Origin of the sequence: Sinorhizobium mexicanum (assembly GCF_013488225.1) — a bacterium.
GTDB lineage: Bacteria > Pseudomonadota > Alphaproteobacteria > Rhizobiales > Rhizobiaceae > Sinorhizobium > Sinorhizobium mexicanum.
Map to the genome: position 1 here is coordinate 1,534,271 of NZ_CP041238.1, position 26,776 is coordinate 1,561,046.

Genomic DNA, 26,776 nt, shown 5'->3' on the forward strand with positions numbered 1-26,776 from the left:
AAATGGCATTGAAAAATTTCAATCCGACGACCCCGAGCCAGCGTCAGCTGGTCATCGTAGACCGGGCCGGCCTCTACAAGGGCAAGCCGGTCAAGGCGTTGACCCAGGGCCTGTCCTCCAAGGGCGGTCGCAACAACCTCGGTCGTATCACCGTCCGCTTCCAGGGTGGCGGTCACAAGCGGACCTACCGCCTGGTCGACTTCAAGCGTCGCAAGTTCGACGTTGAAGGCACGGTCGAGCGGCTGGAATATGACCCGAACCGCACCGCGTTCATCGCGCTCGTGAACTACGCCGATGGCGAACAGGCCTACATCCTCGCTCCGCAGCGTCTTGCTGCCGGCGACAAGGTCATCGCTTCGGAAAAGGCCGCCGTGGACGTCAAGCCTGGCAACACGATGCCGCTGCAGTTCATCCCGGTCGGCTCCATCATCCATAACGTGGAGATGAAGCCGGGTAAGGGTGGTCAGATCGCCCGCTCAGCCGGCACCTACGCTCAGCTCGTAGGCCGCGACCAGGGCATGGCTATCCTTCGCCTGAACTCGGGCGAGCAGCGCCTGGTGCACGGTTCTTGCCTTGCTTCGATCGGCGCGGTATCGAACCCCGATCACGGCAACATCAATGATGGTAAGGCTGGTCGTTCGCGTTGGCGCGGCAAGCGACCGCACGTTCGCGGTGTCGTCATGAACCCGGTTGACCACCCGCACGGCGGTGGTGAAGGCCGTACGTCGGGTGGTCGTCACCCGGTTACTCCGTGGGGCAAGCCCACGAAGGGTAAGCGTACGCGCTCGAACAAGTCGACCGACAAGTTCATCATGCGCTCGCGTCACCAGAAGAAGAAGTAAGAGAGGAAGTCTCGAATGACTCGTTCAGTATGGAAAGGTCCGTTCGTTGACGGTTATCTTCTCAAGAAGGCTGAGAAGGTCCGGGAAGGCGGTCGTAACGAAGTGATCAAGATCTGGAGCCGGCGCTCCACGATCCTTCCGCAGTTTGTCGGCCTCACCTTCGGCGTCTACAACGGTAGCAAGCACGTTCCGGTCAGCGTCAACGAAGACATGGTCGGACATAAGTTTGGCGAATTCTCTCCGACCCGGACCTACTACGGTCATGGCGCGGACAAGAAGGCAAAGAGGAAGTAACAATGGGCAAGGCAAAAGCCGAACGCCGGCTGAAGGATAATGAGGCGCAGGCAATTGCGCGCACGATCCGCGTCAGCCCCCAGAAGCTCAACCTCGTTGCCGCGATGATCCGCGGCAAGAAGGTTGACCGCGCTCTGGCCGAACTCGAGTTCTCGCGCAAGCGCATCGCGGATACGGTCAAGAAGACGCTTGAATCTGCGATCGCAAACGCTGAGAACAACCACGATCTCGACGTTGATTCGCTCATCGTCGCTGAAGCTTATGTTGGCAAGTCGATCGTGATGAAGCGCTTCCACGCTCGTGGTCGCGGCCGTGCATCGCGCGTCGAAAAGCCGTTCTCGCACTTGACGATCGTCGTTCGTGAAGTGGAAGCCAAAGGGGAGGCCGCATAATGGGCCAGAAGATTAATCCAATCGGTTTCCGTCTCGGCATCAACCGGACCTGGGACAGCCGTTGGTTCGCTGACAACGCTGAATACGGTCAGCTGCTTCACGAAGACCTGAAGATCCGTGCTTACCTGATGGAAGAGCTGAAGGCAGCCGGTATCGCCAAGGTGGTGATCGAGCGTCCGCACAAGAAGTGCCGGGTGACGATCCACTCTGCACGCCCGGGCCTGATCATCGGCAAGAAGGGCGCCGACATCGAGAAGCTGCGCAGGAAGCTTTCGGAGATGACCAACTCCGAGACGCACCTCAACATCGTTGAAGTGCGCAAGCCGGAAGTTGACGCAACCCTCGTTGCCCAGTCGATCGCCCAGCAGCTCGAGCGCCGCGTGGCTTTCCGCCGTGCGATGAAGCGCGCTGTTCAGTCGGCCATGCGTCTTGGTGCCGAAGGCATCAAGATCACCTGCGCCGGTCGCCTCGGCGGTGCGGAAATCGCACGTACCGAATGGTACCGCGAAGGCCGCGTTCCGCTGCACACTCTGCGTGCGGACATCGACTACGGCACGGCCGAAGCGGAAACCGCTTTCGGTATCTGCGGCATCAAGGTCTGGATCTTCAAGGGTGAAATCCTTGAGCACGATCCGATGGCTTCCGAGCGTCGCGCGACCGAGAGTGACAACCAGGGCCCTGGCAGCCGTGATCGCGATCGCGATCGTGACCGCCGTCGTGAAAACGCGTAACATTCGCGTTTGGCAGCCAATATCGGAGAAGTAAAAAAATGTTGCAGCCAAAGCGTACGAAGTATCGCAAGCAGTTCAAGGGCCGCATCAAGGGCGTCGCCAAGGGCGGTTCTGATCTCGCCTTCGGCGAGTTCGGCCTGAAGGCTCAGGAGCCGAACCGTGTCAACGCCCGTGAGATCGAAGCGGCTCGCCGCGCGATCACCCGCCACATGAAGCGCGCCGGCCGCGTTTGGATCCGTGTGTTCCCGGACGTTCCGGTCACCGCCAAGCCGACCGAAGTCCGCATGGGTAAGGGTAAGGGTTCGGTCGAATACTGGGCATGCAAGGTCAAGCCCGGTCGTATGATGTTCGAGATCGATGGTGTCAGCGAAGAACTTGCCCGTGAGGCACTTCGTCTTGGCGCTGCCAAGCTCTCTGTCAAGACGCGCTTCGTGCAGCGTATCGCAGAGTAAGGAGTGAAGCTCATGAAAGCCGCAGATGTTCGCGCTCTGAGCGCCGATCAACTCAACGAAGAGCTTGCCAAGCTGAAGAAGGAGCAGTTCAACCTGCGCTTCCAGAAGGCAACCGGCCAGCTCGAGAAGTCTTCGCGTGTCAACGAAGTCCGCAAGGACATCGCACGCATTAAAACAATTGCCCGCCAGAAGGCGGCAGAAGCCAAGGCCTAAGGACCAGAAAATATGCCGAAACGCATTCTGCAGGGCACCGTCGTCAGCGACAAGAACGACAAGACCGTCGTCGTCAGGGTCGAGCGCCGCTTTGCGCACCCGATCCTCCAGAAGACCGTTCGCCGTTCGAAGAAATACAAGGCTCACGACGAGAACAACCAGTACAAGGTCGGTGACGTCGTTTCCATCGAGGAATGCGCGCCGATCTCCAAGGATAAGCGCTGGACGGTGGTTTCCGCCCAGGCTTGATTTCTGCAGGTTTTGTCCCCGAGACCCTTGCGTCTCGGGCAAATATCTGTATGAAGCACGCAATTAAAGCTGAGGAACGCTCGAGTCCGGGCGTTCTTTTGCTTTGAGATGAGCACAATAAGCCGGGCGAGGGGGTTTCGACCCAACCGGCCTGGTAACAACAAGAAGGCGACCTGACATGATTCAGATGCAAACAAACCTCGACGTGGCGGATAATTCCGGCGCACGTCGTGTCATGTGCATCAAGGTGCTGGGCGGCTCCAAGCGCAAGTATGCGTCGATCGGCGACATCATTGTCGTTTCGATCAAGGAAGCCATTCCGCGCGGCCGCGTGAAGAAGGGTGACGTCATGAAGGCTGTTGTCGTTCGCACTGCGAAGGACATCCGCCGTCCGGATGGCAGCGTCATCCGCTTCGACACCAACGCAGCCGTTCTTATCGATAACAAGAAAGAGCCGATCGGCACCCGTATCTTCGGACCGGTTCCGCGCGAACTCCGCGCCAAGAACCACATGAAGATCATCTCGCTGGCTCCGGAAGTACTCTAAGGGAGCGTTGAGAGATGCAAAAGATTCGCAAAGGCGACAAGGTTGTCGTTCTCACCGGTAAGGACAAGGGCCGTACCGGCGAAGTAATCCAGGTCATGCCGAAGGAAGACCGGGCTGTCGTGCGTGGCGTAAACATGGTGAAGCGTCACCAGCGCCAGACCCAGAGCCAGGAAGCGGGCATCATCAACAAGGAAGCCCCGATCCATCTTTCGAACATCGCGGTCGCCGATCCGAAGGACGGCAAGCCGACCCGCGTCGGCTTCAAGATCGAAGGTGACAAGAAGGTCCGCGTGGCCAAGCGTTCGGGAGTAGTGATCGATGGCTAAGACCGCTTATGAGCCGCGGCTCAAGAAGGAATATGTAGAGCGCATCCGCAAGGCGATGCAGGAGAAGTTCTCCTACGCCAACGAAATGCAGATTCCGCGCCTCGACAAGATCGTCATCAACATGGGTGTTGGCGAAGCAACCGGCGACTCCAAGAAGCCGACCGTTGCTGCTGCCGACCTCGCTGCGATTGCTGGCCAGAAGCCGGTGATCACCCGCGCTCGCAACTCCATCGCTGGCTTCAAGGTCCGCGAAGGCATGCCGATTGGCGCCAAGGTTACCCTGCGCGGCGTTCGGATGTACGAGTTCCTGGATCGTCTCGTGAACATCGCTCTTCCGCGTGTTCGCGACTTCCGTGGCCTCAATCCGAAGTCCTTCGATGGTCGTGGCAACTTCGCCATGGGCGTCAAGGAGCACATTGTGTTCCCTGAGATCAACTACGACAAGGTTGATCAGATGTGGGGCATGGACATCATCGTTTGCACGACGGCAACTAACGACGACGAAGCTCGCGCTCTGCTCACAGAGTTCAACTTCCCGTTCCGTCAGTAATCCGTAACGACAAGCGTAAAGAAGGATAACTGTTATGGCGAAAACGAGCGCAGTTGAAAAGAACAAGCGCCGCCGCAAACTGGTTGCCGGGCAAGCGTCCAAGCGCGCTGCATTGAAGGCAATCATCATGAACCAGTCTCTGCCGATCGAAGAGCGGTTCAAGGCAACCCTCAAGCTGGCTGAACTGCCGCGTGATGGCTCCAAGACCCGCATCCGCAACCGCTGCGAAGTGACCGGCCGTCCGCGTGCCTACTATCGCAAACTTCGTATGTCGCGTATTGCGCTTCGCGAACTGGGCAACCTCGGCAAGGTGCCGGGTGTCGTCAAGTCGAGCTGGTAAGGAGACGGGCACATGGCAATGACTGATCCCTTGGGCGATATGCTCACCCGTATCCGCAACGGCGCTGCGCGCCGCAAGTCCAGCGTTTCGACGCCGGCTTCCAAGCTCCGCGCACGCGTTCTGGATGTTCTTCAGGCCGAAGGCTACATCCGCGGATACTCCGAAGTCGAATTCGGCAACGGCAAGTCCGAGCTGAACATCGAACTGAAATACTACGAAGGCTCGTCCGTGATCCGTGAGATCGCACGCGTCTCCAAGCCGGGCCGCCGGGTCTATGTCTCGGTTAAGTCCATTCCGCAGGTCGCGAACGGCCTCGGCATCACCATCCTTTCGACCCCGAAGGGTGTGATGGCCGATCATCAGGCACGCGAACAGAATGTTGGTGGCGAGGTTCTTTGCTCGGTCTTCTAAGGCCGGGCAGGATCTCCATGGCGAACAGACAGGTATAAAAATGTCTCGTATCGGTAAGAAACCCGTTCAAGTTCCGGCAGGCGTCACGGCTAGCGTTGATGGCCAGAAGGTAACGGCGAAGGGTCCGAAGGGCGAACTGTTCTTCGTCGCAAACGACGAAGTCTCGGTGAAGCTCGAAAACAATGCGGTTGTCGTTCAGCCGCTCAATGAGAGCAAGGATGCTCGTTCGAAGTGGGGCATGTCCCGCACGATGATCGAGAACATCTTCAAGGGCGTGAAGGACGGCTACGAGCGCAAGCTCGAGATCAACGGCGTCGGTTACCGCGCATCGATGCAGGGCAAGAACCTGCAACTGGCGCTCGGCTTCAGCCACGACGTGGTCTACCAGACTCCGGAAGGCATCACGATCGCTGTGCCGAAGCCGACGGAAATCGTCGTCACCGGCATCAACAAGCAGCAGGTCGGCCAGGTTGCAGCGGAAATCCGCGAATACCGCGGCCCCGAACCCTACAAGGGCAAGGGCGTCAAGTATGCCGAAGAGCGGATTGTCCGCAAAGAAGGCAAGAAGAAGTAAGGATCACGCGAAATGGCTAGCAGGAAAGATACTCTTGTGCGTCGCGCCAGCCGCGTGCGCCGTCAAATCAAGGCGGTCGCCAATGGCCGCCCGCGCCTGTCGGTTCATCGCTCGTCGAAGAACATCTATGCGCAGATCATCGATGATGTTGCCGGCAAGACGCTTGCTTCCGCATCGACCCTCGACACGGATCTGCGGTCTTCGCTGAAGACCGGTGCTGATACCGCGGCCGCTACGGCTGTAGGCAAGCTCCTCGCAGAGCGTGCATCCAAGGCAGGCGTCAAGGACGTTGTCTTTGACCGTGGCGCCTTCATCTACCACGGCCGCATCAAGGCGCTGGCCGAGGCAGCTCGCGAAGGCGGCCTGAACTTCTAAGGTTCACCGCCCGGGCATAAACGCTCGGGCGGCATCCGGCTTCGTAATACCCCGGCCGCTTCGATTTCGAAGGAAGTGAAGCGGCCTTCGTCAATCTGCCGATTGCACCCGGAAAAGAAAAAGGAAGAGGACAATGGCACAAGAAAAAAGAGGCTCTCGCGAAGATCGCCAGAGCCGCGAAGAGCGCGACAGCGAATTTGTCGATAAGCTCGTCGCAATCAACCGCGTCGCCAAGGTGGTGAAGGGCGGTCGTCGTTTCGGTTTCGCAGCTCTCGTCGTCGTCGGCGATCAGAAGGGCCGCGTTGGCTTCGGTCATGGCAAGGCGCGCGAAGTGCCGGAAGCCATCCGCAAGGCAACGGAAGCCGCCAAGCGCGACCTGATCTTCGTCCCGCTGCGTGGTGGCCGCACATTGCATCACGACGTCCATGGCCGTCACGGCGCCGGCAAGGTGCTGCTGCGTTCGGCCAAGGCCGGTACCGGTATCATCGCTGGTGGCCCGATGCGCGCTGTCTTTGAAACGCTCGGCGTTCACGACGTCGTCGCCAAGTCGACCGGTTCGTCGAACCCTTACAACATGGTTCGCGCGACGTTCGACGCGCTCAAGAACCAGATGCACCCGAAGGATATCGCGGCACAGCGCGGCATGAAGTACGCCACGCTCCAAGCCCGCCGCGTTTCCGCCGGCGTTGCTTCCGAAGAATAAGGGAGCTGACTGATGGCTAAGAAAGAAGTTGCCAAGAAGACGGTTACCGTCGAGCAGATCGGTAGCCCCATTCGCCGTCCGGCCGTACAGCGTCAGACGCTCGTCGGCCTGGGCCTCAACAAGATGCACCGGGTTCGCACGCTGGAAGACACTCCGGCCGTTCGCGGCATGATCCGGGCCGTCCAGCACCTCGTTCGCGTCGTCGACGAGAAGTGAGGGGGATCCAGAAATGAAACTGAATGAAATCAAGGACAACGAAGGCTCGACCAAGAACCGCAAGCGTCTTGGCCGTGGTATCGGTTCCGGCTCCGGCAAGACTGCCGGCCGTGGTGTGAAGGGTCAGAAGGCTCGTTCGGGCGTTGCCATCAACGGCTTCGAAGGCGGCCAGATGCCCATCTACCGTCGCCTGCCGAAGCGCGGCTTCAACAACATCTTCGCCTCGGAGTTCGTTGTCGTGTCGCTCGGTCGTATCCAGGCTGCCGTCGATGCCAAGAAGCTCGACGCTTCGAAGACGGTCGATGCTGCTGCGCTCAAGGCTGCCGGCGTTATCCGCCGCGAGAAGGACGGTGTTCGCGTTCTCTCTGACGGCGAACTGAAGGCCAAGGTCTCGCTCGAAGTTGCCGGTGCGTCCAAGTCGGCGATCGAAAAGATCGAAAAGGCCGGCGGTTCGGTCAAGTTGCTTGCAGCAGCCGCAGAATAATGTGACTGATGAACCGCCCGGGGTGCTTCACTCCGGGCGGTTTTGCTCCCATATGTGAGCCTCACGTTCGAGGCGGCGAATCGCTCGCTGTATCGGACATAACGGAAACCACGGTGAGGCATCCGATTGCAGCGACAATCGCCTCGCGTCCGGTTTTCAAGAACGAAGACTTTCTCTTTCCGGAACTGACCGGGTTTTCCCGCTGATTCCGAAATTTGGTACGCGGAGAATCGCATGGCTTCTGCAGCGGAACAGCTTGCCTCGAACCTGAATTTTTCAACTTTCGCAAAGGCGGAGGATCTGAAAAAGCGTCTTTGGTTCACCCTTGGCGCGCTTCTGGTTTATCGCCTTGGCACCTATATCCCGCTGCCCGGCCTCAACCCGGATGCGTTCGCGCAGGCCTTCCAGGGCCAGAGCGGCGGTATCCTTGGCCTCTTCAACATGTTCTCGGGCGGCGCGGTTGAGCGCATGGCGATCTTCGCGCTTGGCATCATGCCCTACATTTCCGCTTCGATCATCGTGCAGCTCATGACCTCGGTCGTGCCGGCGCTCGAGCAGTTGAAGAAGGAAGGCGAGCAGGGCCGCAAGATCATCAACCAGTATACCCGCTACGGTACGGTGCTCCTCGGCGCGATGCAGGCCTACGGCATTTCCATTGGGCTGGAGAGCGGCAACGGCCTTGTCATCGATCCGGGCTGGTTTTTCCGCATTTCCACCGTGATCTCGTTGCTCGGCGGTACGATGTTCCTGATGTGGCTCGGCGAACAGATCACCTCGCGCGGCATCGGCAACGGCATTTCTCTGATCATTTTCGCCGGCATCGTCGCGCACCTGCCGACGGCACTCGCCGGAACGCTCGAACTCGGCCGAACCGGGGCGCTATCGACGCCGCTCATTCTCGCCATCATCGTCATGGTCGTGGCGGTGATCGCGCTGATCGTTTTTGTCGAGCGTGCTCAGCGCCGGCTGCTGATCCAGTACCCGAAGCGCCAGGTGGGCAACCGGATGTTCCAGGGCGATACATCGCACCTGCCGCTGAAGCTCAACACCTCGGGCGTCATTCCGGCGATCTTCGCGTCTTCGCTGCTGCTCTTGCCGGCGACCCTGGCTGGGTTCGCCAACACCGCGACGCTGCCCGGCTGGGCGACGGCAATCGTCAGTGCGCTCGGTCATGGCCAGCCGCTCTACATGCTGTTTTACGGCGGCATGATCGCCTTCTTCGCCTTCTTCTACACCGCGATTGTGTTCAATCCGAAGGACACTGCGGACAATCTGAAGAAGCACGGCGGCTTTATTCCGGGCATTCGCCCGGGCGAACGGACCGCCGAATACATCGACTTCGTGCTGACGCGCATCACGGTCATCGGCGCGATCTATCTGATTTTCGTATGCATCCTGCCCGAAATCCTCATCTCGCAGACCGGCGTGCCGTTCTACCTTGGTGGTACGTCGCTTTTGATTGTTGTCAGCGTGACCCTTGATACGGTAGCACAGATCCAGGGCCACCTCATTGCTCAGCAATATGAGGGGCTGATCAAGAAGTCGAAGCTGCGCGGAGGAAAGAGGGGACGATGAGATTGATTTTTTTGGGACCGCCGGGCGCTGGCAAGGGTACACAGGCCAAGCTTCTGACGGAGAGATACGGCATTCCGCAGCTTTCCACAGGTGACATGCTGCGGGCGGCCGTGGCTCAGGCGACCGAAGTGGGCAAGCGGGCGAAGGCCGTGATGGATGCGGGCCAGCTCGTTTCCGACGAGATTGTCAATGAAATCGTCTCCGACCGTATCGACGCGTCGGACTGCGCCAAGGGTTTCATCCTCGACGGCTATCCGCGCACCGTGCCGCAAGCCAAAGCGCTCGACCGGATGCTCGAAAGCAAGGGCTTGAAGCTCGATGCTGTCATCGAGCTGAAAGTCGACGAGGCAGCTCTTGTCCGGCGGATGGAGAATCGCGTAGCGGAAACCGTCGCGGCCGGCGGCACCGTTCGCTCCGACGACAATCCGGAAGCCTTCAAGCGCCGTTTGACGGAATATCGCGAGAAGACGGCGCCGTTGTCGGAATACTACGCCGCTACCGGTCAATTGAAGACCGTGGACGGCATGGCGGACGTGGACACGGTCACCGCCGAAATCGAGAAGATTCTGGCCTAGACATTCGTCTTTGCCAAAATGGAACCGCCGGGGGAGTTGACTTTTCCGACCGATTCCGCCAAAGACAGCGTCAACTCGCGACATGAGAAGCGATCGGCGCGGTCTTCAAAGCAATGAAGTCCGGGTACGGTCGTTTTTGACGTGTCTCGAACCTCAATTAACGTGCGGCTCTTCGAGGTCGCGTAACGAAGCACCTATTGCCGGATGGCAACTGGAACGCAAGGAGAATAGACGTGGCACGTATCGCTGGCGTCAACATCCCGACGGCAAAGCGCGTCGTCATCGCGCTGACCTACATTCACGGGATCGGCCCGAAATTCGCGCAGGAAATCATCGAAAAGGTCGGCATCCCGTCTGACCGTCGCGTACACCAGTTGACGGATGCTGAAGTTCTTCAGATCCGTGAAACGATCGACCGCGATTACCAGGTCGAAGGTGACCTGCGTCGCGAGACCGCGATGAACATCAAGCGCCTGATGGACCTCGGCTGCTACCGTGGCCTTCGCCATCGTCGCGGTCTGCCGGTGCGCGGTCAGCGCACGCACACCAACGCCCGCACCCGCAAGGGTCCGGCAAAGGCGATCGCCGGCAAGAAGAAATAATTTCCCGAAAAGGGAAGGCGGGAGGCTGGCGTCGTGCGCTGGCCTCCTTTTGCAGTTTGGGAAGGCGCTTCGCCTGACCGTCGCATACCGGGATCGGTATCGCGAATCTCCGCCGGGCCGGCATGCTGGCTCGGCAAGAAGTGAAGATGCAGGGCAGGGGACGAACAATCCTTTTCCCGGTGGAGCCGCTGGAATTACGGCGGTGCAGAGATCTAAGAAAGGGATCCAATGGCCAAGGAAGCCACCCGCGTTCGCCGCCGCGAGCGCAAGAACATCACGTCTGGCGTCGCACACGTCAATTCGTCGTTCAACAACACCATGATCACCATCACCGACGCGCAGGGCAACGCAATCGCCTGGTCGTCCGCCGGTGCAAAGGGTTTCAAGGGTTCGCGTAAGTCGACCCCGTTTGCCGCTCAGATCGCCGCTGAAGACTGCGCCAAGAAGGCCCAGGAACACGGCATGAAGTCGCTGGAAGTGGAAGTTTGCGGTCCGGGTTCGGGTCGTGAATCCGCGCTTCGCGCGCTGCAGGCTGCGGGCTTCATGATCACCTCGATCCGCGATGTGACCCCGATCCCGCACAACGGCTGCCGCCCGCGCAAGAAGCGCCGCGTCTGATCATATGCATTCAACATCCCGGTGAGAGCGTTCAGGCGCTCTCCCGGTCTTCGGGGCTCGGTTGTCACGATTGGATGGTGGCAACGAACGGAAGGCAGAAAACATGATCCAGAAAAATTGGCAGGAATTGATCAAGCCGAACAAGGTGGAGTTCGCCTCCTCCGGCCGCACCAGGGCAACGCTGGTCGCGGAACCGCTTGAACGCGGCTTTGGTCTGACGCTCGGCAACGCGCTTCGCCGCGTGCTTTTGTCGTCGCTGCGCGGTGCTGCCGTCACCGCAGTGCAGATCGACGGCGTGCTGCACGAGTTCTCCTCTATCCCGGGCGTCCGGGAAGACGTGACGGACATCGTGCTCAACATCAAGGAAATCGCCATCAAGATGGATGGCGACGACGCAAAGCGCATGGTCGTGCGCAAGCAGGGCCCGGGCGTTGTAACGGCTGGTGACATCCAGACGGTTGGCGACATCGAAATCCTCAACCCGAACCATGTGATCTGCACCCTCGACGAGGGCGCCGAGATCCGCATGGAGTTCACCGTCAACAACGGCAAGGGCTACGTGCCGGCTGACCGTAACCGCTCGGAAGATGCGCCGATTGGCCTTATCCCGGTCGACAGCCTGTACTCGCCGGTCAAGAAGGTCTCCTACAAGGTTGAAAACACCCGTGAAGGCCAGGTTCTCGACTATGACAAGCTGACGATGTCCATCGAAACGGATGGCTCCGTCACCGGTGAAGATGCGATCGCCTTTGCGGCCCGCATCCTTCAGGACCAACTGTCCGTCTTCGTCAACTTCGACGAGCCGCAGAAGGAAGCGGAGGAAGAGGCAGTCACCGAACTCGCCTTCAACCCGGCGCTTCTCAAGAAGGTCGACGAACTGGAGCTTTCCGTCCGTTCGGCCAACTGCCTGAAGAACGACAACATCGTCTATATCGGCGACCTCATTCAGAAGACCGAAGCAGAAATGCTCCGCACGCCGAATTTTGGTCGCAAGTCGCTCAACGAAATCAAGGAAGTTCTCGCTTCCATGGGCCTGCACCTCGGCATGGAAGTGCCGTCCTGGCCGCCTGAGAACATCGAAGATCTCGCCAAGCGTTACGAAGACCAATACTAAGGCCGCACGCGTTCGAAAGAACGCGTGAAGCTGGCCTTAGAAAGCTTAACTGCGTATATATCTTGTCGCTTCAAGGCCTTTGGCTTTCAGCGGAATATACGCCCCCGTTAGACTGCGGGCGGATGCCTGCAAGTGAAGGAGAATAGCCATGCGCCACGGTAAAGCCGGCCGCAAGCTGAATAGAACCGCCAGCCACCGCAAGGCGATGTTTGCCAACATGGCAGCTTCGCTGATCGAACACGAGCAGATCGTGACGACGCTGCCGAAGGCAAAGGAAATCCGTCCGATCGTCGAAAAGCTTGTCACGCTCGGCAAGCGCGGCGACCTGCATGCCCGCCGTCAGGCGATCTCGCAGATCCGCGACGTTGCCGTCGTCTCGAAGCTGTTTGACACGATCGCATCGCGTTACGCCACCCGTAACGGCGGCTACCTGCGTATCATGAAGGCAGGCTTCCGCCACGGCGACAACGCCGCTCTCGCTGTCATCGAGTTCGTTGACCGCGATGCCGACGCCAAGGGTGCGAAGGACCGCGCTCGCGTTGCAGCCGAAGCTGAAGCAGCTGAAGCGGCCTGATCGGCAATAGAACCGATCAAGAAATTAGAGCGGCGGGGTGATCGTCACCCGGCCGCTTTTTCTGTTGCGGGCGTCCTGAAACGACCTGCTGGCGCCTCCAGCGAAGGAAGCGCGTTCGGATGGTTCGCCAGGCAAGCAGCAGGGCGACGAGGCCGATGTAAAGCATTTGCTCGGGCCCCACGACCTTCACCGCCATGGCGAAATGAAGGGCACCGGCGGCCGCGATCACATAGACCAGCCGATGAAGCCTGTTCCATCGCTGCCCGAGCCGCCGGATCGACCAATTGTTCGACGTGATCGCGAGGGGAGCCAGCATTACGAGCGCGGCCATGCCGATGGTTATGAACGGCCGGCGGGCGATATCGGCGATGATCGGCTGGATGCGCAGGGTCTGGTCCAGCACCATATAGGCCAGGAAGTGCATCAGCACGTAGTAGAAGGCGAGCAGCCCAAGAGCGCGGCGATATCTCAGCCAGTTTATCGCGAAAAGGTCGCGAATCGGCGTGATCGTGAGCGTCGCGACGAGGAAACGTAGCGCCCAAAGGCCAAGAAAGTGCTCAAACTCCTTGACGGCGTTACCGGGCAGTTGTCCGGTTGCGCCAAGGTAGAAAGCCGATATCGCCGGGCAGAAGCCGAGCACGTAGAGCGCCCAGACAGAAGGGCCATGAAAGCGTTTCGGCAGGGCGGGGAGGGCAGCCATCGTCAGAAATTCGCCTTCAGATCCATGCCGGCGTAGAGACTGGCGACCTCGTCTCCATAACCGTTGAAGAGGAGCGTATCGCGTCGGTTGGCGCCGAAGAAGCCGCCTTCGCCAATGCGGGTCTCAGTCGCCTGGCTCCAGCGCGGGTGATCGACGGCGGGGTTCACATTGGCATAGAAGCCGTATTCGTTCGAAGCAGCGAGGTTCCAGGTGCAAGGCGGCGGCGTCTCGGTCAGCGAGATTCGCACGATCGATTTGATTCCCTTGAAGCCGTATTTCCAGGGCACCACCAATCGAATCGGCGCGCCGTTCTGGTTCGGCAGCGTCTTGCCGTAGAGGCCGATGGAAAGGATCGCCAGTGGGTGCCGCGCCTCGTCCAGCCTCAGGCCCTCGCGGTAGGGCCATTCCAGCGGCTGGAAATAGCCGGCCTGGCCGGGCATTTCGTCGGGCCGAACGGCGGTTTCAAAGGCGACATATTTGGCGCTGCCAAGCGGTTCGACCTTGTCGAGAAGGGCGGCCAGCGGAAAGCCAATCCACGGGATGACCATGGACCACGCTTCAACGCAGCGCATGCGATAGATCCGCTCTTCAAGCGGGAAGGCCAGAAGTTCCTCAAGCCCGAATTCCTTCGGTTTGCTGACCAAACCGTCGACCTTCACCGTCCAGGGCGAAGGCTTGAAGCTTCCCGAATTGGCGGAGGGATCGCCCTTGCCTGTACCGAATTCGTAGAAATTGTTGTAGCTCGTCGCGTCTTCCTCGGACGTCACGGCGTCATCAAGCGTATAAGGGCCCGGCGATGCCTTGAGGGCGGCCGCACCAGCGGTCGTCGCCCCACCCAAAACCAGGCCCCCGACAGCCGTCGCCAGAAATGCTCTTCGGTTGAGGAAGAGGCGTTCGGGCGTGATCTCGGACTCTGCGATATGCGGCGGGCGGTAGGCGGGCATGGAACTTCCTCGGTAAAGATCGGCGTTTATGAGCATTCAGATGAGCAAAGTTTCGATCACTGGAAAAGGTGCGGGAAACCACGTTTTCGTGTCTCGTCCGTGAGCGTTAGCCTGTTCAGCCGTTTGCCTTTTTTCTTGCGAAATCCTATCTGATCGTAGCGGCAACGAAAGGGAGAAATGATACATGATCTGTGGCCGTCGAGCGCTGGTGACATTTGTTCTTGCTGTTGCAATGTCCGTCCCTGCGGTCGCGCAGGACGCCAAGGCCGTGCCCGAATCCCGTGCCGAGATGCAGCTTTCCTTCGCGCCATTGGTCAAGCAGACGGCGAATGCCGTGGTAAACGTCTATGCCGAGCGGGTCGTCGAGCGGCGATCGATTTTTTCCGGAGATCCGTTCTTCGAGGAGTTCTTCGGCCAGCGGATGCCGAACAGAAGCGAAAAGCAATCGTCGCTCGGATCCGGCGTGATCGTTGGTCGGAACGGGCTCGTCGTTACTAACAACCACGTTATCGAGGGGGCAGACGACATCAAGGTCGCGCTCGCTGACGGTCGCGAGCTCCCCTGCAAGATCATGCTCAAGGATGACCGCGTTGACCTTGCCGTCCTGAAGATCCAGTCGGACGGGCCGTTCGAGATCATTCCGATCGGCGATTCCGACGCCGTCGAGGTGGGTGATCTGGTGCTGGCGATGGGCAATCCCTTTGGCGTCGGCCAAACGGTGACGAGCGGCATCGTATCGGCGCTCGCCCGCAACCAGATTACCTCCGGGGATTTCGGCTTTTTCATCCAGACCGACGCCGCAATCAATCCCGGCAATTCCGGCGGCGGCCTGATCGACATGAAGGGTCAACTGATCGGCATCAATACCGCGATCTTTTCGAGGGGCGGCGGCTCCAACGGCGTTGGCTTCGCGATTCCCGCCAATCTGGTCAAGGCCTTTGTCGCGTCCGCGGAGGGTGGCGGCGGCTCGTTCGTCCGTCCGTTCATTGGCGCCACCTTTGAACCGGTCACGTCTGAGGTGGCGGAGGCGCTCGGTCTGGATCGGGCGCGTGGCGCGCTGGTGACGGCCGTCGCTGCCGACGGACCGGCCGCGACCGCCGGTATCAAGCCGGGGCAGGTTGTTACCGCGGTCAATGGCATTGCCGTCGAGCACCCGGACGCGCTCGGCTATCGTCTGACGACCGTTGGGGTTGGTCATGAAGCGCGTGTGACGATTTCCGAAAACGGAAAGACGCATGACGTCGTCATCAAGCTCGAGCAGGCACCGGAGACTTCGCCGCGCGACGAGCGTCTGATCGAGGGGCGCAATCCGTTCGCCGGCGCTGTCGTGGCAAATCTCTCCCCGCGGCTGGCCGAAGAGTTGCGCATGCCGACATCGCTGCGAGGTGTCGTCGTGACCGAGATCAACCGAGGCTCGCCCGCAGCCCGCATCGGCCTTGAGCCGAAGGACATTGTCCGGTCGGTCAACGGAACGGAAATCGATACATCGAAGACGCTTGAGAGCGTCACGGCCGAAGACGCATCCCTGTGGCGAGTCGAGATCGAGCGCGACGGCCAGATCATCAGGCAATTCTTCAAATGAGCGATCTCTTCTCTCCCATCGAGCCACCGGAAATGGCATCGGCGAGGCCACTCGCCGACAGGCTGCGGCCGCGCACGCTTGTCGAAGTCACCGGGCAGGAGCATTTGACCGGCGAAGATGGTGCTCTCACCCGGATGATAGCGTCCGGCTCGTTGGGTTCGTTGATCTTCTGGGGGCCGCCGGGGACGGGCAAGACGACCGTGGCGCGCCTGCTCTCCGGGGAGGCCGGCCTCGCCTTCGAGCAGATCTCGGCGATCTTCTCCGGCGTCGCGGACCTCAAGAAAGTGTTCGATTCTGCGCGTGCCAGACGGATGTCGGGCCGTCAGACGCTACTGTTCGTCGACGAAATCCATCGTTTCAATCGCGCCCAGCAGGATAGCTTCCTGCCGGTGATGGAGGACGGAACAGTGATCCTGGTCGGCGCGACGACCGAGAACCCGTCTTTCGAGCTCAACGCCGCACTCCTGTCACGCGCGCGTGTCCTGACCTTCAAGCCGCATGACGAGGCGAGCCTGGAGGAACTCCTGCGACGCGCCGAGGAGGCAGAGGGCAAGCCTCTGCCGCTTGACGAGGATGCCCGCGCCAGTCTGCTCCGCATGGCGGACGGCGACGGGCGTGCGGTATTGACGCTCGCCGAAGAAGTCTGGCGCGCGGCGCGCCGGAATGAAATCTTCGATGCCAATGCGCTGCAGAACATCGTCCAGCGTCGCGCCCCTGTCTACGACAAGGGGCAGGATGGACACTACAATCTGATCTCGGCGCTTCATAAGTCCGTTCGTGGCTCCGATCCCGACGCCGCACTCTATTATCTCTGCCGCATGTTCGATGCCGGTGAGGACCCGCTTTATATCGGCAGGCGGCTGGTCCGCATGGCCGTCGAGGACATCGGTCTTGCCGATCCTCAGGCACTGGTGATCTGCAACGCCGCCAAGGATGCCTATGACTATCTCGGTTCGCCGGAAGGCGAGCTTGCGCTGGCCGAAGCCTGTGTCTACGTCGCAACGGCGCCGAAGTCGAACGCGGTCTACACGGCCTACAAGTCGGCAATGCGGGCAGCGAAGGAAAACGGCTCGCTGCTGCCGCCGAAACATATTCTGAACGCGCCGACAAAGCTCATGAAAGGCGAGGGCTACAGCGAGGGATATCGTTACGATCACGATGAGCCGGACGCATTTTCGGGACAGGATTATTTTCCGGAGAAGATGGGCCGAAAGACCTTCTACGATCCACCTGAGCGCGGCTTCGAACGCGAGCTGCGCAAGCGACTTGAATGGTGGGCGAAACTTCGGCGCGAGCGGAATCAGTAAGACGCTACAGCGCCGCGCGTCTTATCAGACGCGCAAAGGACGCTGCATGTTTGTCCTTAAGTCAGCTACGATTTAAGGAAACATGCAGCAGGGCAGGCGGCCAGACTTGCCCGCCGCGCAAGGCTGGCCTGTCGCGGAGTATCTTGCTGCGCACACTGCCTTATGGCATAGCAACGCCATATTGCAGACGGCTGCACGGGCGCGATTTTCGTCGTCCCGAACATCCGCGGGGACGGCCTCGCTCCAGAAACAGGAGTTTGAAATGGCCTGGGTCACCCTTCTGCTTGCCGGCATCCTCGAAATTGGCTGGGCGATCGGTCTCAAATATACAGACGGCTTTACGCGCGTCACCCCGACGGTGCTGACGGTCGGATCGATGATCCTGAGCGTCGTGCTTCTTGGCATTGCCGTGCGTTCGCTGCCGCTCGGCACGGCCTACGCCGTGTGGACCGGCATTGGCACCGTCGGCACTGTGGTGCTTGGCATCTTCCTTTTTGCCGAGCCGGCGACGTTCATTCGCCTCGGCTGCATCGGCCTGATCGTCGCCGGCATAGCCGGCTTGAAGCTGGCCGCCTAAAGGCGTCGCACTCAATCGAATTCATGCGACGCCCTTTAGGTTTTTGTTTTAATACCCCAAACCGCTGCACACTTTTGGGCGACATGCATTAACCCTGTCCGAGTCTGGACGTGGTGCGTTAGTGCAGCACGTCCGCACCTTACGCTCAAGTTTCCGACAAGTCAGACCAGAGAATATTCGAAGGGTGAGCCTGATAATAGCTAATAAGTACTAGAGGTTACCAGAAATAACTATTTTCGAAGAAATTGAAACTTCGTTGACTTCTCTATTGCGGCAAAATATAGTCTTCGCTTCCATTGAATAAATGTTATGGGCGGAGGGTGACATGGCAGTTGTTGCCGGCGGGACGATGCGCGCTCTTAATTTTAATACGCTGCAGGTTTCAGCGCTTTTCGACTATGATTTCCGGCAACTGTCCTCGACTTCCGCGAGATATTTCGACGATGCCTCCAACTATACGCTCTTCCAAGGTAGCAATTTGACTTTCAATGCATCGGGCCAACCGACCGGTGGAATCGTCACCTCGGTCCGACATATCGTCAATGGCGGCGTCGCCCTTTCCATCACCGGCTTCAGCATTGCTGCGACGACAGTCTATAATCGTGCCGTTGCAAATGACACACAGGGCCTTCTCGCCCTTATCCTGGCTGGCGCCGACAATCTCACGGGAACGCCGCTCGCGGATGTGCTGCTGGCCTATGCGGGCAACGACACGCTGAGAGGCGGGACGGGCAAAGACACGCTCGATGGTGGCGCCGGGCTCGACACCGCCGATTATGGTGACAAGACGGGCGCTGTCGCAGTGACCCTGGCCGGCGCGGCCAACGCCTCCGTCAGGATCGCAGGCGTTGTGGAAGACACGATTCGCAACATCGAAAATGTTACCGGTGGCACTGGCGCCGACGTGCTCATAGGCGATGGTCTTGCCAACAGGCTAATCGGCGCGGCCGGCAATGACAGCCTCTCCGGAGCAGCGGGAAACGACACGCTGAGAGGCGGGGCGGGCAAGGACACGCTCGATGGTGGCGCCGGGCTCGACACCGCCGATTATGGTGACAAGACGGGCGCTGTCGCAGTGACCCTGGCCGGCGCGGCCAACGCCTCCGTCAGGATCGCAGGCGTTGTGGAAGACACGATCCGCAATATCGAAAACGTTACCGGTGGCGCTGGCGCCGACGTGCTCATAGGGGATGGTCTTGCCAACAGGCTAATCGGCGCGGCCGGCAATGACAGTCTCTCCGGAGCAGCGGGAAACGACACGCTGAGAGGCGGGGCGGGCAAGGACACGCTCGATGGTGGCGCTGGAGTCGATACCGCCGATTATAGCGATAAGACGGCCGCGGTCTCGGTAGCCATGGCTGGGGCAACGAACGCTGCCGTTAGTGTTGCTGGTGTTGCGGAAGACACTGTCCGCAGCATCGAGAATATTACCGGCGGCGCAGGCGCCGATGTGTTGACGGGTGACGGATTTGCCAACAGGCTCGCCGGCGGGGTGGGCAATGATACTCTCAGGGGTGGCGGCGGCAACGACACACTCGTGGGCGGAGCCGGCAACGACAATATGGACGGCGGCACCGGTCTCGACACCGTCGATTACAGTTCGGACGCTGCGAGTGGAGCAACCCACGGTGTCCGCGCCAATCTCCTGGGAAATAGCGCACAGAGCGGGCTCGCCGCTGACACCGTGATCGATTCGTTTGGCAACACCGATCGCGTGGCGAATATCCGCAACATCATCGGTACGCAATTTGCGGATACAATTTTTGGCGGTGCGCACAACAATGTTATTTCCGGCGGTGTGGGCAATGACTTTCTGGACGGCGAGCGCGGCAACGATACGCTGATCGGCGGTGCCGGAAACGATACGTTCCGCTTTCATACGGCACTTGGCGCCGGCAATGTTGATACCATTGGCGACTTCTCGGTGGTGGCTGACACCATCCAGCTTGAAAATGCCGTTTTCACGGCTTTCACCGCGACGGGCGCGATGTCAGCGGCCAGTTTCTCCGCGCACATCCTTTATAATAGTGGTACGGGCGCACTGAGCTATGACGCCAATGGAACCGGTACGACGGGTGGTGTGACACAGTTCGCGACCCTTGGCCCCGGCCTGGCCTTAAGTTACGCTGATTTCGTGATCATATGATCGTCGTGTTGAGCGATATCCGGCGACTTTGCATCATGTTCATCGCAGCTTCTGCTATCTCAGGGCGTCGAGCGCCGTTGCCGCAGCCTGCATTTCCTGCCACCGGTTTTCCCGGCGACGGAAGGCTTCCTCATCGGTTCCCCAATGCTCGATCTGCCAATCCTCGTCGACATGAGCGGCAGCCCAAGCTTCCTCTGCCGTAAGACGGCCCATGGCGAAGGCGAGCGCAAGCAGCGCCGATCCCGTGAGTGTCGTCAACGTGTGCAAGCAAGTAAGTCCGAGCGGCGTCGCGAAGGCGCGCAGGCCCTCGGCATAGGCTGAGATTGCCTCTCGAGGTTGCTCCTGGTGGATCACGCCTTCGATCAGAATGAAACGGGCGCCGAGCGAGTGAGCAGCCCAGTCCAGGATCGGGTTCCAGAGCTCGTTCTGGCGTGCGACCAGACCCTCGGGACTGTCGGCACGATAGCAAAGGAGGTCACTGCCGGCGAAACGCAGGATATCGTCGAACACTGCGCGGTGATCGAGCGCCACACCATCGATCGCGGTGTTGACAATGCGCGTGATCGGCATGGCCGCCGGATCGATGACCTCGGACTGCGCATCCCACTCGGCCGCCAGCAGGTCTGCAAGCTTACGGGTCGGAACCGCAAGCGGATGCTTGGCCGGCGTGCGTACCCGACGGCCGTCGAGAAGCACGGTCTGACCGCCGTCTTCCGCGGTATCGATGCTCACTTCCTTGTAGAAGCGCTTTGCCAGCGGCTTTTGCATCTGGATTTGTGCACGCCGTACCGGATCTTCATGGCTCAACGCGCCGCTCAATTCATCGCGTATATCAGGCATGGTTGCGCTCCATCCATTCGATTATGTCTCCCGGCACGTGGACTACGTGGCCGGCGCCGGCTTCGATCAGGGCCGGTACGCTTGCGTAACCCCAGGCGACCCCGAGTGCATGCGCGCCCGCCGCCTTCGCCATCTGCATATCGTAGATGGCGTCACCGATCACGATCGTGTCCCTCGCGTCAACGCCGGCCTCCGCACAGCATTCCATGACCATGGCCGGGTGCGGCTTGGACGGGCAGTCGTCGGCGGTCCGGGAAACGAAGAAGATCTTGTCGAAGCCATGGGTAGCCGAAATATGGGTGAGACCTCGCCGCGATTTTCCGGTAACGGCGCCGATCAGCAATTCATCGCGCGCGGCGAGCGTCTGCAACATCTCGGCAATGCCGGGAAACAGTGCTTCTTGAAAGCCAGCTTCAGCCCGCACCGAAGCGAAGATCTCCTTGTAATGTGCCGTCATTGTGACCGCATGATCGTCGACATGTTCACGCCCCAACAGGCGGGCGATCGCGATGTCGAGCGTCAAGCCGATGATCGTCTTGGTCGCCTCGGTCGTCGGGCGGGGATGGTCAAAGGCCTCAAAAGTGCGGGCCATTACTTCATGGATCAGCCCGACGCTGTCGACCAGCGTCCCGCCGCAGTCAAATAGGACGAGCTTCATCAATCTTCCTCGTGGGCGGCGTTCTCGTCGAAGCCGAGCAGGTTCCAGCTCTGCACCATGTGAGGGGGCAGGGGGGCCGTGACCTTCAGTCGACCGCCGTTCGGATGCGGAATATCGATATGACGGGCGTGCAAATGCAGCCGATTCTGGACGCCGCCGGGGAAGGTCCAGTTGATGTCCGCCTCGAAGTATTTCGGATCGCCGATGATCGGGTGGCCGATGTGGGCGGCGTGGACGCGGAGTTGGTGCGTGCGGCCGGTATAGGGCTCCATTTCGAGCCAAGCCAGATTTTGCCCCGCCTGCTCGACGATGCGGTAGTAGGAAATCGCGTGGTCCGCGCCCTCGTCGCCGTGTTTGGCGATCCGCATGCGGTCGCCGTCCGGCGTCTGTTCCTTGACGAGCCAGGTGGAAATGCGGTCCTCGCGCTTGCGCGGCACGCCCTTGACCACGGCCCAATAGGTCTTCTTGGTGTCGCGCTCGCGGAAGGCGGCGGTCAATTGCTGTGCAGCGCCGCGCGTGCGGGCGATGACGAGAACGCCCGATGTGTCGCGGTCGAGACGGTGCACCAGTCGTGGTTTTTCACCCTTCTGGTTCGTCCACGCTTCGAGCATCTTGTCGATATGGCGGCTGACGCCGGAACCGCCTTGCACCGCAAGGCCGGCGGGCTTGTTGAGCACGATTACCTTGGCGTCTTCATGGAGCACCATGCGCGACAGCAGTTCAGCATCGGGCGAATGGCGCAGGTCCCGACCGCCGATCGGGCCTGTCTTCGTGTCCTTGGCATCGACGCCGAGAGGCGGAATGCGGATCGTCTGGCCCGGCTGCACACGCGTATCCGATTTTGCGCGGGCACCATCCACGCGGATCTGGCCGGAACGCAGCAACTTTTGCAACGGTCCGAATCCGAGTCCGGGAAAATGCACCTTGAACCAGCGGTCGAGGCGCATTCCCGCCTCGTCGCCGTCCACTTGCCTGTGTTCTATGCCTGCCATCTGCAAAAATCCTGTTCTTCTACAGCGCCGCGCGTCTTATCAGACGCGCAAAGGACGCTGTAGCACTTTGAATTGCTGCATGTTTTTATCCTTAAATCGGATCCGGTTTAAGGATACATGCAGGAGCGCCGCGCGTCTTATCCAACGCGCAAAGGGCGCTGTAGCACTTTGAATTGCTGGCTTTAGACCATTGCGCGCATCAGGGCCAGTCCGGCGAAGACCGCAAGAATGGAAAGAACGACGCTTGCCAGAATGTAGGCGATGCCGAGCGCCGGTTGGCCGTGCTCCAGCAGTGTTATCGCGTCCAGCGAAAAGGCGGAGAATGTGGTGTAGCCCCCAAGCACGCCCGTGATCAGGAAGACGCGCATTTCCGGAGACGCCCCCATCTTGTGCATGATCAACTCCGCCAGGAAACCGATTAGGAACGAGCCGCTGACATTGACCGACAAGGTGCCCCACGGAAAGGCGGGCCCGAGACGATGGAGCGTCCAGAGGCCGACGAGATAACGTAGCACGGAGCCCAGCGCGCCACCGGCGCCGACGAGCAGGATATGGAACATGAAGCCGATTTCCGTTGGGCTAGATGAAGATGGTGACTGCGAGACGAGGACGCCACGCGACCGCTGCAAAACCATTCGTTAAGCGGCGGTCGCTAGCATTGTGAGAAATGTCTTATGTAGTTTCTGGTCCCGGTGGCGATGATAAAACGAGCATTGAACTATACGCATTACGACCTCAAGGAACAAAGGGCCGGAACGACGATCGAAGTGACGCTGTCCGCCGTCGCCAACGTCCGGCTGATGACCGCCGACAACTTCACCCGATACCGGGAGACGTTGAAGCATCAGTTTCTTGGCGGCGTGGCGCGAAAATCGCCATTTCGCATGATGATTCCGGAGACCGCCCATTGGCATCTCGTCATCGACATGGAAGGTCACCACGGGCTCGCCCAGTCGAGCGTCCGCTTGGTCGAGACGGCTGGCCAGCCACGCTTCCAATCCATGTCGTGACGACAGCGCCGCGCGACTTTCAACCGAGCCGCTCGGCATGCCACTTCAGATGATCGTCCATGAAGGTCGATATGAAGTAGTAGGAATGGTCGTAACGCTCATGCATCCGGAGCGTCAGCCCGATTCCGGTTCCCTTTGCCGCCTCCTCGAACAGCCAGGGGCGCAAGCCACTCTCAAGAAATCCGTCCGCCTTGCCCTGGTCGATCAGGAACTCCGGGAAGCGCGCCCCGTCCTTGACCAATGCACAGGCATCATACTGGCGCCAGTTGGATTTGTCTGGGCCAAGGTATTTTTCGAAGGCGCCGACCGACCAGTCGGCCGTCGACGGCTCCACGATCGGCGCAAAGGCCGAGCAGCTCTTGAACCGCTCCGGGTTCTTGAGAGCCATCGTCATCGCTCCATGCCCGCCCATCGAATGGCCGAAAATGCCCTGGCGACTCATATCCATGCGGAAATGCTGGCTGGCGAAGGCGGGTAGCTCCTCGGTGATGTACGTGTACATGTGATAATGTTCGGCCCAGGGCGTTTCCGTTGCGTCGAGATAGAAGCCGGCGCCCTTGCCCATTTGCCAGTTGGTCAGTTCGTCCGGCACGTCGCTGCCACGCGGACTTGTATCCGGGCACACGATGATGAGGCCGAGCTCCGAGGCCATGCGGCGGTATTCTCCCTTTTCCATCACGTTCGCGTGGGTGCAGGTGAGGCCGGACAGGTACCATAGAACAGGGCGCGGCTCGCTGATCGCTTGCGGCGGCACATAGACGGCAAAGGTCATTTCGCCCTTGCAGGCGGCGGAATCATGGGAGAAGACGCCCTGCATGCCGCCAAAGGCCGTGTTTTGCGAGATAATTTTCATGAGACTCTCCTTGAAATGGATCAGGCGTCAGCCAGCCAGTTGGACAGCCGCGTTGACGGCCGCTGCGACCAGTACGGTGTTGAAGAAGAAGGAAACGACGGCATGCGCCAGATTGATCCGGCGCATCGTCGTTGTGGTGATCGCCACATCTGATGTTTGCGCAGTCATGCCGATGACGAAGGCAAAATAGAGAAAGTCATAACCGCAGGGCATGTCCGTTTCCGGAAACATCAGTCCGCGTGCTGGCTGCATCGGCTGGCGGCTTTCATCGGCCAACCAATAGACGTGCGCGTAATGCATTGCCGCCATGGTGTGGATCGTCGCCCAGCCGAGTCCTACGGAAGCGAAGGCGAGGGGCAGCTCGAAGGCAGTGCCCTGGTCCTGTCGATTGAGCGCCAGGAAAAGCGACAGAAGCGCCACGGCAGCCGCAGCAAGCGTGACCAGAAAAATCACCGCTTCAGGTTCGTCGGTGCTATGCGCGTGATGTTCGAGATAGGTTCCGGTCAAGCGCCTGAGCCGCACGACCGCCTTGATAAGATATACACAGAAGAATGTGATTGCCGCGATTTCCACGGAGAAACGCGGAACAACCGCCAACGAGACCGGCAGGCTCACCAAGGCGCAACAAAGCGCAACGTAGAATGGCCAATGTCGCAGCCGTGTCTTCCGTGTCATAGAGCGGCCCCTGTGGATCCTCGCGCGCTCATCTTTTGGCTTGACGGCAAAGCCGGTCAAGAGTGACCAGGAAGGCTGAGCGATCCTTTGGCGTGAAGGCTGCATTATAGCCCTTGCTTTCGCCGGTTTCCCTTAGGTGTGCGCCAAGGTCGCGCATGGCCGAGGCCATGCCGATGTTGCTCTTGTCGAAGAGCCGGCCGGTGGGTCCGGTGACGAGAGCACCAGCGGCAACGCAGCGTGCGGCGAGCGGGACGTCCGCTGTAATCACGATGTCGCCTTCTCCTGCGCGTTCGGCGATCCAATTGTCCGCCGCGTCGAAGCCTGCCGAAACGATGACGTTGTGCACCATCGGGTCTCGCGACGGGCGCAGGCCGGAATTGGCGACGAACGTCACCTCGAAGGCGTGGCGCTCCGCGACCTTCAGGATTTCCGCCTTCACAGGACAGGCGTCGGCATCGACGAAGATCATCTCGTACACATCTCCTGACAGTCAAAAAGCACCGGAATTCAATCGATTCCGATGCTCTTTTGATCAAGGCCGGTGGCTCAATAGATCACGACGCTCCTGATGCTTTCGCCGGAATGCATCAGCTCGAAGCCCTTGTTGATGTCGTCGAGCGACAGCGTGTGGGTGATCATCGGGTCGATTGCGATCTTGCCCTCCATGTACCAGTCGACGATCTTCGGCACGTCGGTGCGCCCGCGCGCGCCGCCGAAGGCGGTGCCCATCCAGGTGCGGCCGGTGACCAGCTGGAACGGCCGGGTGGCTATCTCCTGGCCGGCGCCGGCCACCCCGATGATCACCGACTTGCCCCAGCCGCGATGCGAGGCCTCGAGCGCCTGGCGCATCACCTTCACATTGCCGGTGCAGTCGAAGGTGTAGTCGGCGCCGCCGATCTGGTCGGCGCCGCGCTTCGTCATGTTGACGAGATAGGGCACGATGTCGTCGCCGACCTCCTTCGGGTTGACGAAGTGGGTCATGCCGAATTTTTCGCCCCAGGGCTTCTTGTCGTTGTTCAGATCGACGCCGATGATCATGTCGGCACCGGCAAGCCGAAGCCCCTGGATGACGTTCAAGCCGATGCCGCCGAGACCGAAGACGATCGCGGTCGATCCCATCTCGACGCGTGCCGTGTTGATCACCGCGCCGATGCCGGTGGTGACGCCGCAGCCGATGTAGCAGATCTTGTCGAACGGCGCGTCGGGATTGACCTTGGCGACGGCGATCTCCGGCAGCACGGTGAAGTTGGCAAAGGTCGAGCAGCCCATATAGTGGTGGATCTTGTCCTTGCCGATCGAAAACCGCGAGGTGCCGTCCGGCATCAGCCCTTGCCCCTGGGTGGCGCGGATGGCGGTGCAGAGATTGGTCTTGCGGCTGAGGCACGACGGGCAGGCGCGGCATTCCGGGGTATAGAGCGGAATGACATGGTCGCCCTTCTTCACCGAGGTGACGCCGGGGCCGACGTCGACGACGATGCCGGCGCCCTCGTGGCCGAGGATTGCCGGAAACAGCCCTTCCGGATCGGCGCCGGACAGGGTGAAATCATCGGTATGGCAGATGCCGGTCGCCTTCACCTCGACCAGCACCTCGCCGGCCTTCGGCCCTTCGAGCTGAACCGTCATGATTTCCAGTGGCTTGCCGGCCTCAGTGGCGACGGCGGCGCGTACGTCCATGTCGTTATCCTCCCTTGAATTGCGAATGGCTGGTGCTGGATTGCTCTCGTCATGACGCGGC

At 60.2% G+C, this 26,776-nt stretch carries 38 protein-coding genes; 28 read left to right on the forward strand and 10 right to left on the reverse strand.

All coding sequences use genetic code 11. The annotated features are described in order from the left end of the window. Positions 1 to 2 precede the first annotated feature (2 nt). The 23 genes from rplB to rplQ all read left to right on the forward strand — a co-directional run bounded on the left by rplB (position 3) and on the right by rplQ (position 12,757). Positions 3 to 842, forward strand: coding sequence for a 50S ribosomal protein L2 (gene rplB / locus FKV68_RS07205; protein WP_180940842.1), 840 nt, complete (start codon positions 3 to 5; stop codon positions 840 to 842). 15 nt (positions 843 to 857) lie between these two features. After that, the gene (gene rpsS, locus FKV68_RS07210) at positions 858 to 1,136 is read left to right on the forward strand and encodes a 30S ribosomal protein S19 (RefSeq protein ID WP_018239488.1); all 279 of its coding nucleotides are present in this window, start codon (positions 858 to 860) and stop codon (positions 1,134 to 1,136) included. 2 nt (positions 1,137 to 1,138) lie between these two features. Then, positions 1,139 to 1,528 (forward strand): 50S ribosomal protein L22, encoded by a 390-nt coding sequence (rplV, locus tag FKV68_RS07215; RefSeq protein ID WP_136504353.1) that lies wholly within the window; start codon positions 1,139 to 1,141, stop codon positions 1,526 to 1,528. Next, on the forward strand, positions 1,528 to 2,259 hold the full coding sequence (gene rpsC / locus FKV68_RS07220; protein ID WP_180940843.1) for a 30S ribosomal protein S3: 732 nt from the start codon (positions 1,528 to 1,530) through the stop codon (positions 2,257 to 2,259). Before rplV ends, rpsC begins: the two co-directional genes overlap by 1 nt. A gap of 38 nt (positions 2,260 to 2,297) precedes the next feature. Continuing rightward, positions 2,298 to 2,711, forward strand: coding sequence for a 50S ribosomal protein L16 (gene rplP / locus FKV68_RS07225; protein ID WP_011975175.1), 414 nt, complete (start codon positions 2,298 to 2,300; stop codon positions 2,709 to 2,711). A 12-nt stretch (positions 2,712 to 2,723) separates the two neighbouring features. Then, positions 2,724 to 2,924, forward strand: a complete 201-nt coding sequence (rpmC, locus tag FKV68_RS07230; protein WP_173512613.1) for a 50S ribosomal protein L29 — start codon at positions 2,724 to 2,726, stop codon at positions 2,922 to 2,924. Between the two features lie 12 nt (positions 2,925 to 2,936). Beyond that, entirely contained in the window at positions 2,937 to 3,173 is a 237-nt protein-coding gene (gene rpsQ / locus FKV68_RS07235) for a 30S ribosomal protein S17 (RefSeq protein WP_018239490.1), read from the forward strand. Positions 3,174 to 3,351: 178 nt separating this feature from the next. Further along, positions 3,352 to 3,720, forward strand: a complete 369-nt coding sequence (gene rplN / locus FKV68_RS07240; RefSeq protein ID WP_012707761.1) for a 50S ribosomal protein L14 — start codon at positions 3,352 to 3,354, stop codon at positions 3,718 to 3,720. Positions 3,721 to 3,734: 14 nt separating this feature from the next. After that, positions 3,735 to 4,046, forward strand: a complete 312-nt coding sequence (gene rplX, locus FKV68_RS07245; RefSeq protein WP_136504356.1) for a 50S ribosomal protein L24 — start codon at positions 3,735 to 3,737, stop codon at positions 4,044 to 4,046. Continuing rightward, positions 4,039 to 4,596 carry a 50S ribosomal protein L5 gene (rplE, locus tag FKV68_RS07250; RefSeq protein WP_180940844.1) on the forward strand — a complete coding sequence of 186 codons (558 nt, stop codon included), beginning with the start codon at positions 4,039 to 4,041 and terminating at the stop codon, positions 4,594 to 4,596. The genes rplX and rplE overlap by 8 nt, the downstream gene beginning before the upstream one ends. 34 nt (positions 4,597 to 4,630) lie before the next feature. Beyond that, the gene (gene rpsN / locus FKV68_RS07255) at positions 4,631 to 4,936 is read left to right on the forward strand and encodes a 30S ribosomal protein S14 (protein ID WP_153442056.1); all 306 of its coding nucleotides are present in this window, start codon (positions 4,631 to 4,633) and stop codon (positions 4,934 to 4,936) included. A gap of 12 nt (positions 4,937 to 4,948) precedes the next feature. Beyond that, on the forward strand, positions 4,949 to 5,347 hold the full coding sequence (rpsH, locus tag FKV68_RS07260; protein WP_136504358.1) for a 30S ribosomal protein S8: 399 nt from the start codon (positions 4,949 to 4,951) through the stop codon (positions 5,345 to 5,347). Positions 5,348 to 5,387: 40 nt separating this feature from the next. Further along, the gene (gene rplF / locus FKV68_RS07265; RefSeq protein ID WP_136504359.1) at positions 5,388 to 5,921 is read left to right on the forward strand and encodes a 50S ribosomal protein L6; all 534 of its coding nucleotides are present in this window, start codon (positions 5,388 to 5,390) and stop codon (positions 5,919 to 5,921) included. A 12-nt stretch (positions 5,922 to 5,933) separates the two neighbouring features. Further along, positions 5,934 to 6,296: a 50S ribosomal protein L18 gene (rplR, locus tag FKV68_RS07270; protein ID WP_136504360.1), complete on the forward strand. Its 363-nt coding sequence runs from the start codon at positions 5,934 to 5,936 to the stop codon at positions 6,294 to 6,296. A gap of 133 nt (positions 6,297 to 6,429) precedes the next feature. After that, a complete protein-coding gene (rpsE, locus tag FKV68_RS07275; protein ID WP_153442054.1) occupies positions 6,430 to 6,999 on the forward strand; it encodes a 30S ribosomal protein S5 in 570 nt (189 codons plus the stop codon). A gap of 12 nt (positions 7,000 to 7,011) precedes the next feature. Beyond that, positions 7,012 to 7,215: a 50S ribosomal protein L30 gene (gene rpmD / locus FKV68_RS07280; RefSeq protein ID WP_003536508.1), complete on the forward strand. Its 204-nt coding sequence runs from the start codon at positions 7,012 to 7,014 to the stop codon at positions 7,213 to 7,215. A 13-nt stretch (positions 7,216 to 7,228) separates the two neighbouring features. Then, on the forward strand, positions 7,229 to 7,699 hold the full coding sequence (rplO, locus tag FKV68_RS07285; protein WP_180940845.1) for a 50S ribosomal protein L15: 471 nt from the start codon (positions 7,229 to 7,231) through the stop codon (positions 7,697 to 7,699). 234 nt (positions 7,700 to 7,933) lie between these two features. Continuing rightward, positions 7,934 to 9,274, forward strand: coding sequence for a preprotein translocase subunit SecY (secY, locus tag FKV68_RS07290; RefSeq protein WP_180940846.1), 1,341 nt, complete (start codon positions 7,934 to 7,936; stop codon positions 9,272 to 9,274). Next, positions 9,271 to 9,849 (forward strand): adenylate kinase, encoded by a 579-nt coding sequence (locus tag FKV68_RS07295; protein ID WP_180940847.1) that lies wholly within the window; start codon positions 9,271 to 9,273, stop codon positions 9,847 to 9,849. Before secY ends, FKV68_RS07295 begins: the two co-directional genes overlap by 4 nt. Before the next feature lie 233 nt (positions 9,850 to 10,082). Further along, on the forward strand, positions 10,083 to 10,451 hold the full coding sequence (rpsM, locus tag FKV68_RS07300) for a 30S ribosomal protein S13 (protein ID WP_136504365.1): 369 nt from the start codon (positions 10,083 to 10,085) through the stop codon (positions 10,449 to 10,451). Between the two features lie 228 nt (positions 10,452 to 10,679). Next, the gene (gene rpsK, locus FKV68_RS07305; protein ID WP_003536496.1) at positions 10,680 to 11,069 is read left to right on the forward strand and encodes a 30S ribosomal protein S11; all 390 of its coding nucleotides are present in this window, start codon (positions 10,680 to 10,682) and stop codon (positions 11,067 to 11,069) included. 103 nt (positions 11,070 to 11,172) lie between these two features. After that, complete coding sequence (locus FKV68_RS07310; protein WP_180940848.1) at positions 11,173 to 12,183, forward strand: DNA-directed RNA polymerase subunit alpha; 1,011 nt, start codon at positions 11,173 to 11,175, stop codon at positions 12,181 to 12,183. Between the two features lie 148 nt (positions 12,184 to 12,331). Beyond that, positions 12,332 to 12,757, forward strand: a complete 426-nt coding sequence (rplQ, locus tag FKV68_RS07315) for a 50S ribosomal protein L17 (RefSeq protein ID WP_180940849.1) — start codon at positions 12,332 to 12,334, stop codon at positions 12,755 to 12,757. A gap of 16 nt (positions 12,758 to 12,773) precedes the next feature. Here rplQ and msrQ read toward each other — a convergent pair whose 3' ends face one another. Both msrQ and msrP read right to left on the reverse strand, forming a co-directional pair. After that, complete coding sequence (msrQ, locus tag FKV68_RS07320; protein ID WP_180940850.1) at positions 12,774 to 13,457, reverse strand: protein-methionine-sulfoxide reductase heme-binding subunit MsrQ; 684 nt, start codon at positions 13,455 to 13,457, stop codon at positions 12,774 to 12,776. Between the two features lie 2 nt (positions 13,458 to 13,459). Continuing rightward, positions 13,460 to 14,401 carry a protein-methionine-sulfoxide reductase catalytic subunit MsrP gene (msrP, locus tag FKV68_RS07325; protein ID WP_180940851.1) on the reverse strand — a complete coding sequence of 314 codons (942 nt, stop codon included), beginning with the start codon at positions 14,399 to 14,401 and terminating at the stop codon, positions 13,460 to 13,462. A gap of 184 nt (positions 14,402 to 14,585) precedes the next feature. Here msrP and FKV68_RS07330 point away from each other — a divergent pair, with 184 nt between their 5' ends. The 4 genes from FKV68_RS07330 to FKV68_RS07345 all read left to right on the forward strand — a co-directional run bounded on the left by FKV68_RS07330 (position 14,586) and on the right by FKV68_RS07345 (position 20,013). Next, a complete protein-coding gene (locus tag FKV68_RS07330) occupies positions 14,586 to 15,983 on the forward strand; it encodes a DegQ family serine endoprotease (protein ID WP_180940852.1) in 1,398 nt (465 codons plus the stop codon). Continuing rightward, the gene (locus FKV68_RS07335; RefSeq protein ID WP_180940853.1) at positions 15,980 to 17,290 is read left to right on the forward strand and encodes a replication-associated recombination protein A; all 1,311 of its coding nucleotides are present in this window, start codon (positions 15,980 to 15,982) and stop codon (positions 17,288 to 17,290) included. The genes FKV68_RS07330 and FKV68_RS07335 overlap by 4 nt, the downstream gene beginning before the upstream one ends. Positions 17,291 to 17,552: 262 nt before the next feature. Next, complete coding sequence (gene sugE, locus FKV68_RS07340) at positions 17,553 to 17,867, forward strand: quaternary ammonium compound efflux SMR transporter SugE (RefSeq protein WP_180940854.1); 315 nt, start codon at positions 17,553 to 17,555, stop codon at positions 17,865 to 17,867. A gap of 325 nt (positions 17,868 to 18,192) precedes the next feature. Further along, positions 18,193 to 20,013: a calcium-binding protein gene (locus FKV68_RS07345; RefSeq protein ID WP_180940855.1), complete on the forward strand. Its 1,821-nt coding sequence runs from the start codon at positions 18,193 to 18,195 to the stop codon at positions 20,011 to 20,013. 54 nt (positions 20,014 to 20,067) lie between these two features. Here the strand turns inward: FKV68_RS07345 and FKV68_RS07350 are convergent, their stop codons facing one another. The 4 genes from FKV68_RS07350 to crcB all read right to left on the reverse strand — a co-directional run bounded on the left by FKV68_RS07350 (position 20,068) and on the right by crcB (position 23,063). Further along, entirely contained in the window at positions 20,068 to 20,853 is a 786-nt protein-coding gene (locus FKV68_RS07350) for an ATP12 family chaperone protein (RefSeq protein WP_180940856.1), read from the reverse strand. Then, positions 20,846 to 21,511 (reverse strand): HAD-IA family hydrolase, encoded by a 666-nt coding sequence (locus tag FKV68_RS07355; RefSeq protein WP_180940857.1) that lies wholly within the window; start codon positions 21,509 to 21,511, stop codon positions 20,846 to 20,848. The genes FKV68_RS07350 and FKV68_RS07355 overlap by 8 nt, the downstream gene beginning before the upstream one ends. Then, a complete protein-coding gene (locus tag FKV68_RS07360; protein ID WP_180940858.1) occupies positions 21,511 to 22,503 on the reverse strand; it encodes an RluA family pseudouridine synthase in 993 nt (330 codons plus the stop codon). Before FKV68_RS07360 ends, FKV68_RS07355 begins: the two co-directional genes overlap by 1 nt. A gap of 182 nt (positions 22,504 to 22,685) precedes the next feature. After that, a complete protein-coding gene (gene crcB / locus FKV68_RS07365; protein ID WP_180940859.1) occupies positions 22,686 to 23,063 on the reverse strand; it encodes a fluoride efflux transporter CrcB in 378 nt (125 codons plus the stop codon). Between the two features lie 138 nt (positions 23,064 to 23,201). On the opposite strand from crcB, the gene FKV68_RS07370 reads away from it, so the two are divergent. Beyond that, positions 23,202 to 23,513: a DUF1883 domain-containing protein gene (locus tag FKV68_RS07370; RefSeq protein ID WP_180940860.1), complete on the forward strand. Its 312-nt coding sequence runs from the start codon at positions 23,202 to 23,204 to the stop codon at positions 23,511 to 23,513. 19 nt (positions 23,514 to 23,532) lie between these two features. Here FKV68_RS07370 and fghA read toward each other — a convergent pair whose 3' ends face one another. From fghA to FKV68_RS07390, 4 genes are all read right to left on the reverse strand, one after another. Next, entirely contained in the window at positions 23,533 to 24,366 is an 834-nt protein-coding gene (gene fghA, locus FKV68_RS07375; RefSeq protein ID WP_180940861.1) for an S-formylglutathione hydrolase, read from the reverse strand. A 27-nt stretch (positions 24,367 to 24,393) separates the two neighbouring features. After that, on the reverse strand, positions 24,394 to 25,041 hold the full coding sequence (locus FKV68_RS07380) for a DUF1345 domain-containing protein (RefSeq protein WP_180940862.1): 648 nt from the start codon (positions 25,039 to 25,041) through the stop codon (positions 24,394 to 24,396). A 28-nt stretch (positions 25,042 to 25,069) separates the two neighbouring features. After that, a complete protein-coding gene (locus FKV68_RS07385; protein WP_180940863.1) occupies positions 25,070 to 25,510 on the reverse strand; it encodes a YaiI/YqxD family protein in 441 nt (146 codons plus the stop codon). A gap of 77 nt (positions 25,511 to 25,587) precedes the next feature. Beyond that, a complete protein-coding gene (locus FKV68_RS07390) occupies positions 25,588 to 26,715 on the reverse strand; it encodes an S-(hydroxymethyl)glutathione dehydrogenase/class III alcohol dehydrogenase (protein ID WP_180940864.1) in 1,128 nt (375 codons plus the stop codon). Positions 26,716 to 26,776 lie beyond the last annotated feature (61 nt).